This is a genomic window from Paenibacillus maysiensis, from assembly GCF_000520815.1.
In the GTDB taxonomy this organism is placed as follows: Bacteria; Bacillota; Bacilli; order Paenibacillales; family Paenibacillaceae; genus Paenibacillus; species Paenibacillus maysiensis.
Window position 1 is genome coordinate 1 of record NZ_ASRY01000308.1, and the last position, 16,427, is coordinate 16,427.

General features: G+C 48.5%; 16 protein-coding genes and 9 tRNA genes. 5 read left to right on the top strand and 20 right to left on the bottom strand.

The window, feature by feature from the left end; all coding sequences use genetic code 11:
• The 5 genes from L696_RS0123920 to L696_RS0123940 all read right to left on the bottom strand — a co-directional run.
• On the bottom strand, window positions 1–1,278 hold a 1,278-nt coding region (locus L696_RS0123920; RefSeq protein WP_025685901.1), incomplete at its 3' end, for an Ig-like domain-containing protein.
• A 134-nt stretch (window positions 1,279–1,412) separates the two neighbouring features.
• A complete protein-coding gene (locus L696_RS0123925) occupies window positions 1,413–1,874 on the bottom strand; it encodes a pyridoxamine 5'-phosphate oxidase family protein (RefSeq protein WP_025685902.1) in 462 nt (153 codons plus the stop codon).
• Window positions 1,875–1,933: 59 nt separating this feature from the next.
• The gene (locus L696_RS0123930; protein WP_025685903.1) at window positions 1,934–2,170 is read right to left on the bottom strand and encodes a non-oxidative hydroxyarylic acid decarboxylases subunit D; all 237 of its coding nucleotides are present in this window, start codon (window positions 2,168–2,170) and stop codon (window positions 1,934–1,936) included.
• Between the two features lie 41 nt (window positions 2,171–2,211).
• Window positions 2,212–3,630 carry a non-oxidative hydroxyarylic acid decarboxylases subunit C gene (locus L696_RS0123935; protein ID WP_025685904.1) on the bottom strand — a complete coding sequence of 473 codons (1,419 nt, stop codon included), beginning with the start codon at window positions 3,628–3,630 and terminating at the stop codon, window positions 2,212–2,214.
• 28 nt (window positions 3,631–3,658) lie between these two features.
• Window positions 3,659–4,249 (bottom strand): UbiX family flavin prenyltransferase, encoded by a 591-nt coding sequence (locus L696_RS0123940; RefSeq protein WP_025685905.1) that lies wholly within the window; start codon window positions 4,247–4,249, stop codon window positions 3,659–3,661.
• A 162-nt stretch (window positions 4,250–4,411) separates the two neighbouring features.
• Here L696_RS0123940 and L696_RS0123945 point away from each other — a divergent pair, with 162 nt between their 5' ends.
• The gene (locus L696_RS0123945; RefSeq protein ID WP_025685906.1) at window positions 4,412–5,317 is read left to right on the top strand and encodes a LysR family transcriptional regulator; all 906 of its coding nucleotides are present in this window, start codon (window positions 4,412–4,414) and stop codon (window positions 5,315–5,317) included.
• A gap of 74 nt (window positions 5,318–5,391) precedes the next feature.
• Here L696_RS0123945 and L696_RS0123950 read toward each other — a convergent pair whose 3' ends face one another.
• From L696_RS0123950 to L696_RS0123970, 5 genes are all read right to left on the bottom strand, one after another.
• Window positions 5,392–6,576, bottom strand: a complete 1,185-nt coding sequence (locus L696_RS0123950; RefSeq protein WP_025685907.1) for a response regulator — start codon at window positions 6,574–6,576, stop codon at window positions 5,392–5,394.
• Window positions 6,557–8,353: a sensor histidine kinase gene (locus tag L696_RS0123955; protein WP_025685908.1), complete on the bottom strand. Its 1,797-nt coding sequence runs from the start codon at window positions 8,351–8,353 to the stop codon at window positions 6,557–6,559. The genes L696_RS0123950 and L696_RS0123955 overlap by 20 nt, the downstream gene beginning before the upstream one ends.
• A gap of 30 nt (window positions 8,354–8,383) precedes the next feature.
• Window positions 8,384–9,208 carry a carbohydrate ABC transporter permease gene (locus L696_RS0123960; RefSeq protein WP_025685909.1) on the bottom strand — a complete coding sequence of 275 codons (825 nt, stop codon included), beginning with the start codon at window positions 9,206–9,208 and terminating at the stop codon, window positions 8,384–8,386.
• A gap of 13 nt (window positions 9,209–9,221) precedes the next feature.
• Window positions 9,222–10,112: a carbohydrate ABC transporter permease gene (locus tag L696_RS0123965; RefSeq protein ID WP_025685910.1), complete on the bottom strand. Its 891-nt coding sequence runs from the start codon at window positions 10,110–10,112 to the stop codon at window positions 9,222–9,224.
• 108 nt (window positions 10,113–10,220) lie between these two features.
• Complete coding sequence (locus tag L696_RS0123970; protein WP_025685911.1) at window positions 10,221–11,552, bottom strand: sugar ABC transporter substrate-binding protein; 1,332 nt, start codon at window positions 11,550–11,552, stop codon at window positions 10,221–10,223.
• Between the two features lie 293 nt (window positions 11,553–11,845).
• Between L696_RS0123970 and L696_RS31310 the strand changes: the two genes are divergently transcribed.
• The gene (locus tag L696_RS31310) at window positions 11,846–12,007 is read left to right on the top strand and encodes a lysine-specific demethylase (RefSeq protein ID WP_014279404.1); all 162 of its coding nucleotides are present in this window, start codon (window positions 11,846–11,848) and stop codon (window positions 12,005–12,007) included.
• Window positions 12,008–12,145: 138 nt separating this feature from the next.
• Here the strand turns inward: L696_RS31310 and L696_RS0123980 are convergent, their stop codons facing one another.
• A complete protein-coding gene (locus L696_RS0123980; protein ID WP_025685912.1) occupies window positions 12,146–12,886 on the bottom strand; it encodes a Crp/Fnr family transcriptional regulator in 741 nt (246 codons plus the stop codon).
• Window positions 12,887–13,185: 299 nt separating this feature from the next.
• On the opposite strand from L696_RS0123980, the gene L696_RS0123985 reads away from it, so the two are divergent.
• The 3 genes from L696_RS0123985 to L696_RS0123995 all read left to right on the top strand — a co-directional run bounded on the left by L696_RS0123985 (window position 13,186) and on the right by L696_RS0123995 (window position 15,476).
• Window positions 13,186–13,635: a GAF domain-containing protein gene (locus L696_RS0123985; RefSeq protein WP_025685913.1), complete on the top strand. Its 450-nt coding sequence runs from the start codon at window positions 13,186–13,188 to the stop codon at window positions 13,633–13,635.
• 91 nt (window positions 13,636–13,726) lie between these two features.
• Window positions 13,727–14,380, top strand: coding sequence for a response regulator transcription factor (locus L696_RS0123990; RefSeq protein WP_025685914.1), 654 nt, complete (start codon window positions 13,727–13,729; stop codon window positions 14,378–14,380).
• Window positions 14,373–15,476 carry a PAS domain-containing sensor histidine kinase gene (locus tag L696_RS0123995; protein ID WP_025685915.1) on the top strand — a complete coding sequence of 368 codons (1,104 nt, stop codon included), beginning with the start codon at window positions 14,373–14,375 and terminating at the stop codon, window positions 15,474–15,476. Before L696_RS0123990 ends, L696_RS0123995 begins: the two co-directional genes overlap by 8 nt.
• A 110-nt stretch (window positions 15,477–15,586) precedes the next feature.
• Here L696_RS0123995 and L696_RS0124000 read toward each other — a convergent pair.
• The 9 genes from L696_RS0124000 to L696_RS0124040 form a co-directional block, all read right to left on the bottom strand.
• Window positions 15,587–15,657, bottom strand: a tRNA-Gly gene (locus tag L696_RS0124000).
• Window positions 15,658–15,666: 9 nt separating this feature from the next.
• Window positions 15,667–15,740, bottom strand: a tRNA-Pro gene (locus L696_RS0124005).
• Window positions 15,741–15,762: 22 nt separating this feature from the next.
• Window positions 15,763–15,839 (bottom strand) — tRNA-Arg (locus L696_RS0124010).
• A 26-nt stretch (window positions 15,840–15,865) separates the two neighbouring features.
• Window positions 15,866–15,937 (bottom strand) — tRNA-Cys (locus tag L696_RS0124015).
• A 10-nt stretch (window positions 15,938–15,947) separates the two neighbouring features.
• Window positions 15,948–16,022 (bottom strand) — tRNA-Gly (locus tag L696_RS0124020).
• Window positions 16,023–16,028: 6 nt separating this feature from the next.
• Window positions 16,029–16,115: transfer RNA gene (locus L696_RS0124025), tRNA-Leu, on the bottom strand.
• 14 nt (window positions 16,116–16,129) lie between these two features.
• Window positions 16,130–16,205 (bottom strand) — tRNA-Lys (locus L696_RS0124030).
• A 4-nt stretch (window positions 16,206–16,209) separates the two neighbouring features.
• Window positions 16,210–16,284, bottom strand: a tRNA-Gln gene (locus tag L696_RS0124035).
• A 16-nt stretch (window positions 16,285–16,300) separates the two neighbouring features.
• Window positions 16,301–16,373, bottom strand: a tRNA-His gene (locus tag L696_RS0124040).
• Window positions 16,374–16,427: the final 54 nt, after the last annotated feature.

The window sequence follows — 16,427 nt, forward strand, 5'->3', positions numbered from 1 at the left end:
ACCTGTTTTATAGCCCGTTACTTCACCCTTGCTGACAAAAGCAATATCTTCATTGCTGGATTTCCACTCTGCCTTATCCGTGATATCTTCCTCCGTACCTGTTACGTACGTCGCGGTCAGCTTGAGCTTCTTGGATTCCTTGGCATTCAGGCTCAGCTTGTCCTCGCTCAAATCCAGATATCTGGACGTTTCCACATCTGCCTTAATCGAAACCGTCTTATCGCCATACTTCGCGGTCACCGTAGCCGAACCCGCTCCAATCGCCATAATCGTTCCTTTGGTCACCGTCGCAATCTTTTCATCGCTTGTGGACCATGTAGCTTTATCCGAAACATCCGTTACCGTTCCATCCGGGTACACCGCAGAAACCTGTACTTTTTTGGATTCATCCAAACGGAGAAAAACATTGGATTCGCTGGCTTTCAGCTTATTCGTTTGATCCACATCCACCGAAATGGTAGCAGACATCGTACCGTATTTACCGGTAATCGTCGCTTTACCCGCGCTGTAGCCCGTAATCGTGCCTTTCAGTATATCCGCCACGGCTGCATTGCTCGAGCTCCAATCGGCGGACTCTGTAACATCCTGCACCGTTCCATCAGGGAAGGTCGCGGTCAGTTTAACCTTCTCGGTATCCTTCAACAAAAGGGAAACTTCTGGTGAACTGACTTCCAGACGCTTAACCTGTTCTACCTGTACAGCAATCGTTACCGTCTGTTGACCGTATACGGCTTTAATATTGGCTGTACCTGCTCCCTTAGCGGTCACCAATCCGTTAACAACGGTTGCTACCTTTTGATTATCCGAAGTCCAAGTCGCATCACCCGATACCTGAGCTGTCGTGTTATCACTGTAAGTCGCTGTCAGATCGACCTGTCCTGTACCGCTTGAACGCAAGCTCAGGCTTTGCACACTGGATGTCAGTGCCTTAACCTTTTTCGTTACATGCACCTGAACCGATTGCACCTTTTCCTTATAGGTGGCAACCACAGTCACTTCGCCTTCAGCCTTGGCTGAAATTGTACCATTGTACACCGTAGCAACGGATGTATTATCACTTTTCCAATCCGTGCTTACGGTTACATTAGAGGTTGTCCCATCGCTAAAAACAGCCGTGGCCGTCAATGCAGACGTATCTCCCTGTTGCAAAGTTACCTCGTTAGAGGAAAGAACAATCTTGGAAAGCACCGCCTCGGCAGCAGATGCAAACCCCGCATATGATGTAAAACTTGAGATCAGGATGACCAACGCCAAGAAACCGGACCATCTATTCTTCAAAATCTAATTCCCTCCCATTTCGAAACTTAAAATTAAGGATTTCGCAAAATCCTTATACCTACGTTTTATGTCGACATGCGGAAAAGAATAGTTTAGGCTTTAAAGAAAATTTGGTCCTTATTAACTACTGAATTTTACATTAACAGCTCGGCCACCGTTTCTTTCCAGCGATTGATCACCGATTCCGGCTCCTTGAGACGAACCGTGACACCTGTCAAGATATCCGCATATTGAGCAGAATCCTCTCTGGCTGCGAAAACCCGTGCCGCAAAACGCTCGCGTACATGCTTGGCCCCGGGCAAAGCCGACAGGTGTTCCAGCGACAATCGTACATAATGCGCCTTCCCGCCGATGAACACCGCGAGCGTCGCCTTTCCGGTACGAATCATGTTGCCCGTCGTAGTCGTGCCCGGCCACAGTGCCAGACGCAGATTTCCCTCGTCCAGCGCTACAACCTCGCCCACGCTAACCATTGCAATATGCGGCCACTGGTCCTCCGTGACCGTCAACAGCATCATCGCTTCATGCTGCTTGTTTTCCAGCCTCTTGCCATCCAGCAGCGAGAACAGCTCCTTACCGATCCTTGGTGTCTGCATGAAGTATACTCCCCTTTACATTTGGCCTATATCTTCAAAGTACCATAATTTACGGCTGCTTACGAACGTCCCTGTACCCTCTCTGGAATAGGAGGGACATGGGCGGCATTCGGAATATCTTGGGGGTTCACCTTGAACGCCGATTTATATTTTGCCGGATCAGTAATGCTATCCGGTTCCGAGGTGCGCCATGTGAACATACATACAGGACACAGCAAGACCTCCCAGGCGCCTTTCACTGGCGAACGGGTAACAACCTCCGAACGATTAGATTCACAACGGGGACAAATATGCATCTGTCAGCACTCCTTTAATCTTTCTATATTTTCAAAAATATTTAACGAAGCATTTGGCTCAGCTTTTTTTCCCATTCCGCTACACCCAGCGGAGAATCGAGCGGCTGCGAATAATGGCCTCTAATATCCGGTGCTACAGGTGTCGTCGCATCCAATATCATTTTGTGCGTCATGCCTGCCGGATCAGAGCCAGGGTCAAGCGGTAAAATTGACAGGCCCGGCACAATGACAGCATCATGCTTCGGATGCAGCTTGGTGGATAAGGCCCACATGACCTGCGGCAGATTGAACGGATCGACATCCTCATCTACCACAATCACCAGCTTACAATATCCCAATCCATGCGGAGTCGTTAGCGCACGCATCCCCACAGCCTTCGCAAAGCCGCCATAACGGGTTTTTGTGGAAATAATAGCGACCAGCCCATGCGTATACATAGCATTAACGGCTACAATTTCATTAGGAAATGCATCCTTGAGCTGTTGAAACAACGGTACACTTGTATTCACACCGATCATATAATCCGTTTCCGTCCAAGGCATTCCGATGTACAAATGCTCAAAGATAGGCTGTTTGCGGTGATATATACGATTAATCTGAATGACTGGCATTGCGCGGCCGCCGGAATAGTGACCTGTAAATTCACCGAATGGACCTTCAAACTCACGCTCACCCGCTAACACTTCACCTTCCAGAATAACCTCGGCTCCCCAAGGCAGATCGAGATCCGCATCCTTGGCTTTGACCACACGGTAAGGCTCACCCTGAATGGCGCCCGCCATCTCATATTCCGATTGATCGTACAGCAGCGGCGTAGAAGCAGCCGTGGTAATCACAGGCTCACATCCGAGAGCAATAGCGACCTTCAGATTTTCACCGCGTTCCTCAGCTTGACGGATATGGATCGCAATATCATGCTGCGGTACAGGTTGGATACCCAAACGGTTTTTGCCCTTGACCTGCATCCGGTACAAGCCGACGTTTTGCTTGCCATAGGTGTCCGGGTCATCCAGATCGCGTGAAACTAAAATCGCTTTATCCAGATAAAATCCTCCGTCTCCCTGGTTCAAACGAAATAACGGCAAAATATCAAACAAATTAATATCCTCTGTAATCTCGACTTCATGAAAAGGAGCGGTTTCTTCCCGCTTCACGGGCACCGGAAATTGTTCATAGCGTCTGGCAAATTCAAAAAACTGCTCCTTGAGCGGCGTGTTTTTTGGCATTCCCATCATGAGGGCATGATTGGGCCAGGAGCCCATCACATTCATTGCAATACGAGCATCCGTATATCCATAGATATTGTTGAAAAAGAGAGCAGGCGTCTTGTCTCCAAGATTGTTTAATGCTCTGTTAGCTGCTGCGAGGTCCGGCTCCGGCTTTACCTCATCGCTGATCGTAAGCAATTGCCCCTCCTTCTCCAAAGTATGCAGAAAATCGCGAAAGTCTTTATAAGCCATCATTCATTCTCCTTTGTCTTCCGTTTTCTCAATTCTGGTGCAGTCTGGAGCCAGCCTGCTTCATTCCATCCCAGCGCTTAGCTGCGGTAGTGACAATACCGAACTGATCCAATGCGCGAAAAACAATTTGGTCCACCAATTCCTCAATACTTGCAGGATGATTATAAAAGGCAGGCATCGGCGGCAGGATCATCACCCCCATACGTGACAGCTCCAGCATATTTTCCAGATGGATACTACTTAATGGTGTTTCCCTGGTCATGAGCAGCAGCTTCTTTCGCTCCTTCAGCATCACATCCGCTGATCGGGCGAGCAGGTTGTCCGCCATACCGATACGAATAGAGGCGAGCGTCTTCATACTGCAAGGAGCAACGATCATGCCATCTACCCGGAAGGAGCCGCTGGAAATACGCGCAGCCTGATCCTTATACGAATAAACTGCATCCGCCATGGCCTCCACTTCCTTCACCGTGTAGCCTGTCTCATAGGGAATGTTCGCAATAGCCCACGGGGATAGCACCAGATGGCTCTCCACTCCGGCCTCCCGTAATTGTTGCAATATACGGATACCGAAGATCGACCCTGTCGCTCCCGATATTCCTACAATGATTTTCTTCATATGTCCCCTCCTTCCACCCCACCGTTGTATGTTCACCAATGCATCACTGTCAAAAATTATACTCCTGTTCCTTGCACACGAAAAATATATATAATATATGTAATGCATACTTTAATAGTATTCAAATCGAAGCGTTGTTCAGAAATGAGGAGGAAACCCCCAATGGATATGAAGCATCTGCATTACTTTTGCGTCATTGTGGAGGAAGGGCAAATCACCAAAGCCGCACGCACGCTCAACATGGCCCAGCCTCCGCTGAGTCAGCAGCTCAAAAATATGGAGGACGAGCTTGGGGTAAAGCTGATTTACCGGGAAGGAAAGAAGTGGGAGGTCACCGAGGCCGGATATGCACTGTACACCCGCTCCAAACGATTACTGGCTGAAATGGAGGATACCTGTAGAGAAATTGGGGAGTTTGAAAACAACGTAACCGGCACCCTGTCCATAGGCACTTCATCGGCCTGTATGTCTCTGATTACCGAACAACTCAGCCGCTTTCATCGGGATTACCCGGAGGTATACGTTAAGATAGGACACGGGGACACACATCATCTGGAGGAACTGCTGCATCAAAATAAAGTCGATCTGGCCCTGCTGCTTCTTCCGGTAGACGACAACTCGTACCATACGATTGAACTGGAGGGCGTTTCTTTTGTTGCGGTACTTCCATGTGAATGGGCAGATCGCCATCCGAGTGGAGAAATTACACTACAGGAAGCAGCCAGCTATGACCTCCTGTTGGCACGTCGAACAGAAGGTCACGGATTATACGAAACCGTCATCCGCAAATTTCAGGAGCACCATCTTACTCCGCGCGTCGTACTGGACTGTCCTGAAATATCGACCATTCTCTCGCTCGTATCCACAGGCATGGGGATTACCATCATTCCAGACGCTGGCTTGGGACAAGAATACGGAGACAGATTTCGCACGCTCTTCATTAAGGAGCCGTTTCCCTTTACCCGGCCTGCCGTCGTATGGCGCAAGGATCGTTATCTATCCAATGCGGCTCGCAAATTGGTTGAACAGCTCCAAGCTGGACACACGAAAAAGACTGCTCCCGAGTAGATGCTCTCTACAACTCTACTCATGAAACAGCCTTATGCTGGATGAACCTCGGTCATTCCTTTGTTGTTGCCGCCTTATTTGACTCCCTGATGCCGATACTCGGTCGGAGTCATGCCACATTTGCGCCGAAATACTTGTGTAAAATGCCGCATATCCTGGTAGCCGATCCGCTCCGATATATCAGCCAGCCGCAGATGGGGATCATTGAGCAGACGCTTCGCCTCCTCCATCCGCAAACAAATGACATAATCCTTGTAGCCTTGTCCGGTTTTTTGCTTGAACAATTGGCTGAAATAGACCGGGTTCAAAAAGACGACCGAAGCTACCTTCTCTAAAGACAGCTCCTCCGTAAAATGAGCCCGAATGTATTGCAATGCCACATCCACCGTATGCATGCCTTTACGAAGACATTCCCCAGCATCCGTCGCTGCTGCTGCAATCTCCTCAGGCGTCCGTCTTAGCCTTGCCACCTCTTTAGGTATGGAGGCAAAATTGTGATGAACGCCTGAGCGCGTAATTTGCAGGGGCACCTTCACGTAACGTTTCAAATGGGATTCGAGTAACGTCTCCAGCCGTGCGGCCTCTGCTTCATCCCGCAGTCGTGCAATGCCCAGCAGGCTGTGGCGGTCGAGGCTGACGACAAAACCGCTGCCCCCCGCCTCAACAAGCTCGGACAGTACGTTTTCGATCATAAAATGCTCCAGATGCGTCTGCTTATGATCAGGTTCCATGCGAACCATGAAGAGGTAAAACTCCGGGTAATTTTCGATAAAAGGCTGTATATCCAGTTTTCCCGTGTCCAGTCCAAGTGCATAGCGTTGAAAAACAGCCTCCCGCAAATAGACCATATTGGATTTGAGAAGCCTGCCCTCGTTGGCCTGCTGCGAAGCGACAAGCGCTTCGGCTGCGAGCACTTCAATGCATTCCAGCAGCTTTCTTTTGCCGATTGGCTTTAACAAATAGTCTTTGGCACCCAGCTTCACTGCTCTTTGCGCGTATTGGAAGTCGGAATGGGCCGAGATGACGACCCACTGTAAATGAGGATGCTTTCGCTTGGAAATGCGCATGAACTCCAGACCATCCATGCCGGGCATCACGATATCGGTCAATACAATATCCACGGGATGCTCCGCCAGAATGCCTGCTGCTTCCTCGGTGGAAGCAGCGAGATGAATACCGCAAGTTGGCAGAGCCTGGCCAATCGTACGCCGAATCCCCTGCCGAATCATACTTTCATCGTCAGCTATCAGAATATTCATGTTTCTCCTCCTTCGGTGGCAGAGGCACACTTACAGTGGCTGTCGTTCCGGCCCCAGGTGCGCTGGAAATTCGTAGGCCGTACTCTTCTCCGAACATGTGCCGTAGCCGTAAATTTAGGTTTTGCAGGCCGATGCCTCCCGCCTGCTCGCTGCCCGCCTGCTTGCCGGGTTCTGCCAAAGCAACCTGAACCACCTCCCATCGTTCGTACTCCATCCCTGCACCGTTATCTATAATATGCAGGCTTAATACGCCACCATATTCCTCTGCTCTAACGAGCAGCTTGCCACCTGTATTCGCATGAAGAGGCTCCAGTCCGTGCTTGACCGCATTTTCAATCAACGGCTGTAAGGTCATTTTCGGCAAACGGATATCCATCCAGCGCTCATCAATACTGATGTCTACGGATACCCTGCCCTCCAGCCGGGTCTGAATAATGGTGAGGTAATGTCCGATCTGCTCTACTTCTTCGCGCAGGCTGACATCGGTTCCTTCCTCCCAATGACTGCTGTAGCGGAACATATGGGATAAGGAAAGCACCACTTCCCCAAGCTGATCCTGCCCCTTTTCATCCAGCATCCAATAGATCATATCCAGCGTATTATACAGAAAATGCGGATTGACCTGCGTCTGGAGCGCATGCAGCTCGGCATTTTTTTCACTGACCGATGATATGCGAACCAGCTCGATCAGCTCGTCAATCCGTCTTACCATATGGTTGAAGGAGGTCGCCAATTGGTTGATTTCCTCATACGATTCAATCTCCACCGTATGGCGGAAATTCCCCGTCTCCACCCGTTTCATTTCCCGAATGACCCGCTTCAGCGGAAGCGAAATACGTCTGGAGACAATGGACGCAATCAGCGCGGATAAAATAATGAGTACAGGCACCACAATGAGCAAATACCTTTGATTTTGCACCAGCTCCACGTTCAAATCCTCGCTGGGGGTCACGCTAATGACCGACCAATCGGCAAACGGCAACTTGGAAGCGATTACAACGCTCTCATTACTTCGGTTTACAATGACATCGTCCTCCGGTACCTGCTGCTCCAGATTTTGCAGATCCGGTGGCGGTTCAGAGGAAGTAGCCGACACAATCCGGTTTTCATGGCCCACCAGATATACCTGACTATTGGTACCCAGCCGCAAATTGTGGAGGGCAGACAGAACAGAGCGCGGTTCAGCTTCAAACAGGACAATACCAATCGGCTTATGCTCATCCAGATCGTAGAGCTGGCGCCCGAACGCAAATACGGGTCTGGTTTCCACCTGGTCAATGACAGAGTGAGGATAAACGCCCAGCCATGCGATTTTGCCCGCTGACTTTCGAATTTCCTTATACCATTCGGTGTGTTCGTAATCGGTATCAATAACATTCATATAATTCCCGTAATTGTATACCTTGCCTGTGTCTGTGATGACATGAATGCCTATCAGGTCCTCCCGCGAATAATAGATAGCTCCCAGAATATTGGTAATTGTACGTTCATTGATGTAATTGACGGCGGGTAGATCGCTGGCATCCGTCGTTAGCAGACGAACCAAATCCATATTGTTGCTGATCGATTTGGACAGACTGTTATAGCTGCTGAGCAGCAATTCGAACAGTCCTGCCGTTTGGGAAACATTTTTACGAGCCAGCTCACTGACCTTATCATGGAACTGTACTGTAGTACGGTTATAAAATAACAAACTGATCGCCAGCACAATACCAGACATGCTCAACAGGAATAGAATGAACAAGCGGTGGTGAATAGACTGAAAACGGCGCATCATACCTCCGTGCGCTCCTTTCGAATCGCTCGCCTACCCTTTAACCGCCCCCGCTACCATGCCCTTGGTAATCTTTTCGGACAGGACAAAATAAATAATAATGACCGGTAAGGACCCCATGACCAGAAAAGCGCCAATATTGCCGTAATTCACAGAATACTGGCTGACGAATGTATAGACGCCGAAAGGGAGTGTTTTGAGCTTCTCTGACGAGATAAAGGTGGCAGCCATAATGTATTCATTCCAGATATTAATAAAGGTCAAAATACACACCGTCATCATCGGCGGAATCGAGATGGGTAAGATCACACTGCGGAAAATACGATAAATGCTCGCCCCATCAATATAAGCGGATTCTTCAATCTCGTGGGGAATGGACCGCATAAAGCCGGACAGGATGAAAACCGCAATCGGTGTCTGAAAAGCAATGTAGGGTAAAATTAGCGAGAAATACGTATTGAGAATGTTAATGTTTTTGAACATCACCATCAGCGGCAGCAGCGTTGCCTGCATCGGAATCATCATTCCGATCAGAAACAAGGTCAGCACAGCAGCCCCAAAGCGCCAGCGAAAACGCGTAATCGCATAAGCAGTCATCGAGCTTAACAAAATGACGAATAGCATCGTAACTCCGGTCACCAGCACACTGTTTCCCAAATAGCGCAAGTAGCTCCCTGATTCATAAGCTTCCTGATAGTTGTGCCACTGGGGCACTTGAGGGAGTGCAAAGAAGCTTGCGCTCAAAATCTCTTCATTCGTCTTCAACGAATAGGTCAGCAGCCAGAAGAGTGGATACAGCTGCGTGACGATCAAAACCGCCAGCAAGGAAAAGACCAAAGTTTTTTTCATGGTGTTCACAGCTTCATCCCCTTTAGCTTACCTTATTTTCGATTCGTTTGAAAACAAAATTTATCACAATTGTAAATGACAAACAGATAATGACGAGAAACGAAGCCAATGCGCTGCCATATCCATATTTCATGGACAAAAAGGACATGTTGTACATATACGTGGACACCGTATCCGTTGCATGAGCAGGCCCTCCACCCGTCATCACCCAGATCAGATCAAACGATTGCAGAGAACCAATAAAGGCCAATACCATTGATATTTTGAAAATAGGCACAATGAGCGGCAGCGTAATATAACGGTCTGCTTTAAAACCCTCAGCTCCATCCATTTTGGCTGCCTCGTACAGCTCATTCGGAATATTTTGCACCCCGGTAAACTGAATCAGCAAATGATAGCCAAAATACTGCCACAACGACACAAAATAGAGCGCGTACATGGCAACCTGCGGTTCTGTCAGCCATGAGCGTGTCCAGCTTTCCAGCCCGACCGACATCAAAATACCGTTCAGCATCCCACCCATCGAGGCCGGATTATAGATCGTCTTCCACAACTGCCCGATAATAACCACTGACAGAATGACCGGCAGAAAATACATCGTAACCAGCGTATTCGCCTTACGCACATAGCGGTTGAGCAAAATAGCCAGCAGCAGACAGAACGGAATTTCCAGCATGGAAAACACAGCGAACATCATCGTCCGCTTCACAGACGGCCAGAACACCGGATCGGCTGTAAAAATCCGCTCGAAATTTGCCAGCCCCACAAACTTCGCCTCAGATATCCCGTTCCAATCCAGCAGTCCACAGTACACCGACACCAGAATCGGAACAAACACCATACAGGTGTACAGCAGCAGGCAGGGCAGCACGAAAACGGCAATGGTGCGTGCCGGCACCTTCAGTACATTCATGCTCCAATCTCCTTTGTGTTTTTTCTGAACTTCTTCTAAGGATGCGCAGCTCATAGTTATCTCAAATCAGGGAAAGAACTAATGCGCCCCTCCCCTGTTAAGCTGCAACTATTTGTTCGCTTCAAAAGCACTCTGGTGCTCCTTGGCAACTTGGGCAGAGTCCTCCTTTTGCACGAACAGGTTTTGAATGCTGCTCAGATGCGCCTGCGCAATAGCCGGATTCATCGTATTATCAAAAGCGAGGTCGCCGCCCTTCACATTTTTGAACAGCTCATTGAGGTTAATCGCCAGCTCAGAGTAGCCCGCCTCCTTCAGATCGCCTTTCATTTTCTGACCGCTGCCAATCGCATTTTTCAGATCAAACTGGATCTTGGGCATCTCTGTAATAAAATAGTGCAGAAAATCCTTCGTCTCCTGCAAATGCTCACTGTTCGCCGATACCGCAAACGCACTGCCCGGCGCAATCACATACTCATTCACATCTCCCTTGCCATTCACCGTAGGGAATTGGAACGCACCCACCTTGCCTGCTACCGAAGAAGCATCAATAGACCCTGTTTCCCATGTGCCCATGATATACATCGCAGCTTTTCCTGTTTTAAAAATATTACCGCCCGCATTATAGTCGATGGATGTAGCTCCATCCGGGAAAGCCCCTGCCTGCACCAGTTCCTGAAATGCATCCACTGCTTCCACAAAGGCCGGATCATTAAACGTCTTTTTGCCGTCCAGCACATCCTTGAGGAAATTCGGCCCTTCATTCGTACGCAGCAAAATGTTCATGAAAAGGAGTGATCCGGTCCACGAATCCTTTTCCCCAATCGCAATCGGGGTAATCCCCTTTGCCTTCAGCGCCTTGACGGCCGTAATCAGCTCATCAAAGGTGGTCGGCAGCTTTTGAATTCCCGCCTGCTCGAACAGCTCCTTATTGTAAAACACCACTTCTATATTGTTACCGTCCGGAAAAGCATAAAGCTTATCATCGAAGCTATAATAATCGAGCAGTCCATCCTGAAATGTATCTTTTAAGCCATCTTTATCTGCCACATCGTTCAGGGGAGCCAGTAGCCCGGCATCCACGAAGGGCTTCATTTGTGCGGCCGGGTTTACAATCGTAATATCCGGAACTTCCTTCGCCGCCGCCTGTGTTTTCAGCTTTAGCTTTTGTTGATCTGTATTCAGCGAATCCAGCTCAATTTTGACATTCGGATGATTCTGCTCATATTGACTTACAATTTGCTTTATCATTTTGTATGAAGGAGTGCTAGGATCAGGATTAATGTTCTGAAAGGTGATCGTCACTTCTTTACTTGCAGCGTCTCCACCCTTGCTTCCTGAGTTTCCCGGACTTTCGCTCTGTCCGTTATTACAAGCTGTCAGCGTCAATGCCAAGGCGCTCGCCACCAAAATAGAGAACGCTTTCATTTTTGTTCTGCCCATTATCCTTTTCCTCCTCTTGTTGAAGCATTGCGCGAATTGTCCCTGTCGGTGAATACTCAATGCCCGCTTGTTCTTTTCATTATGTTCTATAGAAAAGAAGTGAACAATGTGTGAACTTAAGGAGAAGGGTTTGCTTTTTCAAGCCCTCATTCGTGCGCTTCAAAATTCATTCATATCATAACTTGCAATTTATCTCGAACACAGGCATAATATAAATAAGCTCATCCTTTGATAATGATTCTCATTATTAAAAAAAACAAATATACATGGACCCCAAAGGAGGCAGAACCGCAGTGAAAGAAGCTTTTAGTAGAACCTCCCTGCATATTGATGATTATTTGGATCTTCTCAATCTTGCGGTACAAGTCGGAGATATAAAGTGGCAAAAGGAAATTACACGTAAACTTCAAGCCTTAAGTGTCCTCCAGACAGAACAGGTTGAAATAGATCAATAATCGCCTTCCCAGCTAATTGACCGCTATACGCGTTGATTAGCCTTTTTTATATTATAAATGATAATAAGTACAGGTGTGTCAGAAGACGTAAATCAAGGCGGGTCCTCAGGGACTCCGCCTTATTTATGTTCATATTTTTTAGAGACGGCAGATTTCATGCGCACATTGACCATACGAAGGGCAGCAGCACATCATGCGCAGCACCTTGAGATCGTGAATAACTATTTTTCCATCCCGCGTATCAAGCGTTCCCTGCTCCTTCAACGAGCTTAGCATCCGATTCACACTCTCCCGTGTCGCTCCAATCATTTCACCCAGCTCGGAGTGACTCAGCTTCATATTCAGTAAAATGCCATCCTTCACCGCTACACCGCATGTATTGCTCGCCCGGATCAGCGTGGAGGCCAATGCTCCTGTTTTACCATACAGCAGCAAATCCCGAAACCGCGATTGCATAATCCGTTGCTTCATAGCCATCCACTGAATGAATTGGAGCCCCATTGCTCCATTTTTGGACAGAAGCGATTCCAGATCCTGAACACGCACCACGCCCAGCTCACAGGCATCGGCTGTTTCTGCGGTGCAGCTATACTCTTCTCCATCTATCCCGCTGAACTCCCCGATTAAGTCGCCTTGATGCTGAATGGTCAAAATCAATTCTTTTCCGTCTTCTGTCGACTTGCGAAGCTTAACATGGCCCGAATGTATATAATAAAGCTGCTCCGATTCTTCGCCCTCTCTAAAAAGCGTAATACCCGCCTTTACCTTTTTCCAGGACATGATATCCTTCAGCAGCCCAAAATGTTCCTCCGTCAAAAAAAGCTGAATTCCCGTGCGTTCCACTTCATCCCCAGACCGTTCCGTACAAGTGGCTTGCATGTTAGCGTCCTCCTCGTGTTTACCTGATATCTATATCATAATGCTTTGACGCATCGGTTGTTATCAGGAGAACACCTGATTTTACACCTTCCTACTCCCTGATTCGCTGTGATAAATATCACTCCCGCCATCAAGCAGAGCCTAATTTATCGGCTTCCCTTCTACTCCTTGCCCCGCCTGTTCAAAAGTCAGTGTTTCCTGCACCTATAGATCAGGGGGTTCCCTGACTTACTTTTGTAACTGCTGGAACTACAATAAGTTAGAGCTACAGTTTTGTTACGAAAAAGGATGTGTCTTCTATGCTAGAAATAACGGATGAAATGCGCAAAACACTGGATCAGTTGAGAGATCGTATCCATGGGGATCTCACAGCACTTGCGCTCATGTCCAAGCCGGGAGGTGTGTTGCAATGGTATTATGCCTCTGGCAGCCGCAGCGAACGCTATCGGCGTATTTCTTTTAAGGTAGGGCATGGTATTGCCGGGATGGCTGTTCGTCTGGGGCGTACCGTGACCGTAAGCGCTATGCTCTCCGGCAGCATCCGTCTACGTCAGGAATGTGCGCTGATGCTGGCGGAACAACTTCACTCTGCTGTGGCTATTCCCTTTTCCAGCACAGGGGATCTGCCGAACGGTGTATTGCTTCTCGGTAATCGTGATGTGAGAGTGTTCACCGATTCCGATGTCGCAGGGGCCACAAAAGTCGCCGAGCAGTTTGGTCAGCTATGTGCCCACAGGTATACTCTATGAGATCATATAACTGTCTATGTTGATTGGAATCCCTTAAATTTGATATGATGATGACAAAACGTACGGTTCTACCGTTCGAGGGGATGACAAATTGATTCGTATACTTGTAGTGGATGATCATGTTGTCGTACGTTCCGGCCTCATGGCCCTATTGGACGGCAAACACGGTATTAAGGTGGTAGGAGATGCAGCGGATGGGGATGAAGCGATTCGCAAGGCGATAGAGCTACAGCCCCATGTCGTACTCATGGACTTTAGTATGCCACCTGGCAAAGATGGTCTTACGGCAACCACTGAATTGAAAAAACATTTGCCTGATACAGAAGTGCTTATTTTAACGATGCATGATGATGAAGAATATCTGTTCCGGGCCATTCAGGCCGGAGCCTCCGGATATATTTTAAAAAGCGCACCTCACGAGGAATTACTCGCTGCCATTCAGTCTGTGGCCGAAGGTAGCGCCTATCTGTACCCGAATGCAACCAAACGGCTGATGAGTGAATATCTGGATAAGATCAAGAAGGAAGGCATAGCCGGCCCGTATGAGTCCCTTTCTGAACGGGAAAAGGAAATCCTCTCGTGGGTAGCCAAGGGATATGCGAACAAGGAAATTGCCGAGCGCCTGGTGATCAGCGTCAAAACCGTTGAGTCCCACAAAAGTAACCTGATGGAGAAGCTTAACCTGAAAACACGGCCTGAGCTGGTCAAATTTGCACTAAAAAAGGGGTTGCTGCATTATGAATGAACCTTCTAATCCTTCGCTCCAGCATGCTTTTGGCGAGTCAGCCGATAAGCTGCTGGATGATTTGGAAGCGCATATACCAGAATCCCCTTTTCTCCATGCACTGCGTAACTCACTCCACCAGTTAACCAATCTGAAATTCGCGTTGGATACGTCCTCTATCGTTGCTTTGACCGATCACCGGGGCATTATTCAGTACGTCAACGACAAGTTCTGCGAGATTTCGCAATACAGTCGTGAAGAGCTAATCGGTCGGGATCATCGCCTCATTAATTCGGGCTATCATACCCCTGCCTTTATGAAAAACCTGTGGACCACAATTCGTTCAGGCGAGGTATGGCAGGGAGAGATACGTAATCGAGCCAAAGACAACACCTACTATTGGGTGAATACCACCATCGTGCCGTTCATGGACGAAGAAGGTAAGCCCTATCAGTATTTGGCGATCCGTAATGAGGTAACCAAACTAAAAAAAGTAGAAGCTGAGCTGCAGACAATGATGACGCAAGTGATGCAAATACAGGAGGAAGAGCGCAAGCGTTTCTCAAGAGAGCTGCATGATGGAATTGGGCAAAGCTTGTTTGCGCTGATTATTCAACTGGATAGTCAGCTTGCCGAACAGCCTAGTCCTACTCTGGAAAAGCTGCGTTCACAGGTGACTGACATTATTAAGGATGTCCGTGGACTGGCGTGGGAAATTCGCCCCTCAGTTCTGGATGATTTGGGCGTCGTACCAGCCATACGGACCTATATTGAAAACTTCTGTTCTCATTACGGGATTGAGGTGCATTTTCAATGCACTCTACGTAAACGCCTTGATATTCGCAAGGAAATAGCAATTTATCGGATTGTACAGGAGGCATTAACGAATGTAGCCAAATATGCAGACGTAGCAGAGGCACATGTCGACGTAGAGGATCAGGGTGAGGTCATACAAGTGACCATTTGGGATGAGGGTATCGGATTCTCTGAGCAATCTCAAGGGAAAGGCGTGGGGCTGTTCAGCATGGAGGAACGAGCCAGGGGCGTAGGAGGATGGATCAGCGTAACCTCTGCACCGGAACATGGGACCTCCATCCAACTGACCACTCCTGTGTAAAGATATAGCAGCATAAATAAACAAAAAAAAGAGAGAGCGCTGTCCCCAGACAGGCTCTCTTTATTTATAAGGTGTCACCACTGAGGTAACAAGAATCCGCTATAGCAAAAAGCGGGTGATGGGAATCGAACCCACGCTACCAGCTTGGAAGGCTGGAGTTCTACCATTGAACTACACCCGCAAATCAGTATCGGGATGACACGATTTGAACATGCGACCCCCTGGTCCCAAACCAGGTGCTCTACCAAGCTGAGCTACATCCCGATATTATACATTTTTAAGAAAATGGCGCGCCCTGAGAGATTCGAACTCCCGGCCTTTTGATTCGTAGTCAAACGCTCTATCCAGCTGAGCTAAGGGCGCAAAATGTAATCCATAATAAGCAGTAAAGGCGCCACCCAGATTTGAACTGGGGAATGAAGCTTTTGCAGAGCTTTGCCTTACCACTTGGCTATGGCGCCGAATGGATAATGGAGCGGACGACGGGAATCGAACCCGCGACCCTCGCCTTGGCAAGGCGATGCTCTACCGCTGAGCCACGTCCGCAAAATATGGTGCGGTCGAGAGGACTCGAACCTCCACGGGGGTTAGCCCACACGGACCTGAACCGTGCGCGTCTGCCAATTCCGCCACGACCGCAAAATAAATATAAATGGTGAGCCATGAAGGATTCGAACCTTCGACACCCTGATTAAAAGTCAGGTGCTCTACCAGCTGAGCTAATGGCTCTTAATGGCTGGGGATATAGGATTTGAACCTATGCATGACGGAGTCAAAGTCCGTTGCCTTACCGCTTGGCTAATCCCCATTAAATGAAAATAAAGGGCGGCCGATGGGGCTTGAACCCACGAATGCCGGAGTCACAGTCCGGTGCGTTAACCACTTCGCCACGACCGCCATAATGATTATGAAAAGACTGGTGGAGGATGATGGATTCGAACCACCGAACCC

Bases quoted from the DNA above. Each gene is read 5' to 3' on its own strand.
- L696_RS0123940 (WP_025685905.1), bottom strand. From the start codon at position 4,249: ATGAAGAAAATCATTGTAGGAATATCGGGAGCGACAGGGTCGATCTTC.
- L696_RS0123980 (WP_025685912.1), bottom strand. From the start codon at position 12,886: ATGCAAGCCACTTGTACGGAACGGTCTGGGGATGAAGTGGAACGCACG.
- L696_RS0123945 (WP_025685906.1), top strand. From the start codon at position 4,412: ATGGATATGAAGCATCTGCATTACTTTTGCGTCATTGTGGAGGAAGGG.
- L696_RS0123965 (WP_025685910.1), bottom strand. From the start codon at position 10,112: ATGAATGTACTGAAGGTGCCGGCACGCACCATTGCCGTTTTCGTGCTG.
- L696_RS0123930 (WP_025685903.1), bottom strand. From the start codon at position 2,170: ATGCATATTTGTCCCCGTTGTGAATCTAATCGTTCGGAGGTTGTTACC.
- L696_RS0123995 (WP_025685915.1), top strand. From the start codon at position 14,373: ATGAATGAACCTTCTAATCCTTCGCTCCAGCATGCTTTTGGCGAGTCA.
- L696_RS0123970 (WP_025685911.1), bottom strand. From the start codon at position 11,552: ATGGGCAGAACAAAAATGAAAGCGTTCTCTATTTTGGTGGCGAGCGCC.
- L696_RS0123955 (WP_025685908.1), bottom strand. From the start codon at position 8,353: ATGATGCGCCGTTTTCAGTCTATTCACCACCGCTTGTTCATTCTATTC.
- L696_RS0123985 (WP_025685913.1), top strand. From the start codon at position 13,186: ATGCTAGAAATAACGGATGAAATGCGCAAAACACTGGATCAGTTGAGA.
- L696_RS0123925 (WP_025685902.1), bottom strand. From the start codon at position 1,874: ATGCAGACACCAAGGATCGGTAAGGAGCTGTTCTCGCTGCTGGATGGC.
- L696_RS0123950 (WP_025685907.1), bottom strand. From the start codon at position 6,576: ATGAATATTCTGATAGCTGACGATGAAAGTATGATTCGGCAGGGGATT.
- L696_RS0123935 (WP_025685904.1), bottom strand. From the start codon at position 3,630: ATGGCTTATAAAGACTTTCGCGATTTTCTGCATACTTTGGAGAAGGAG.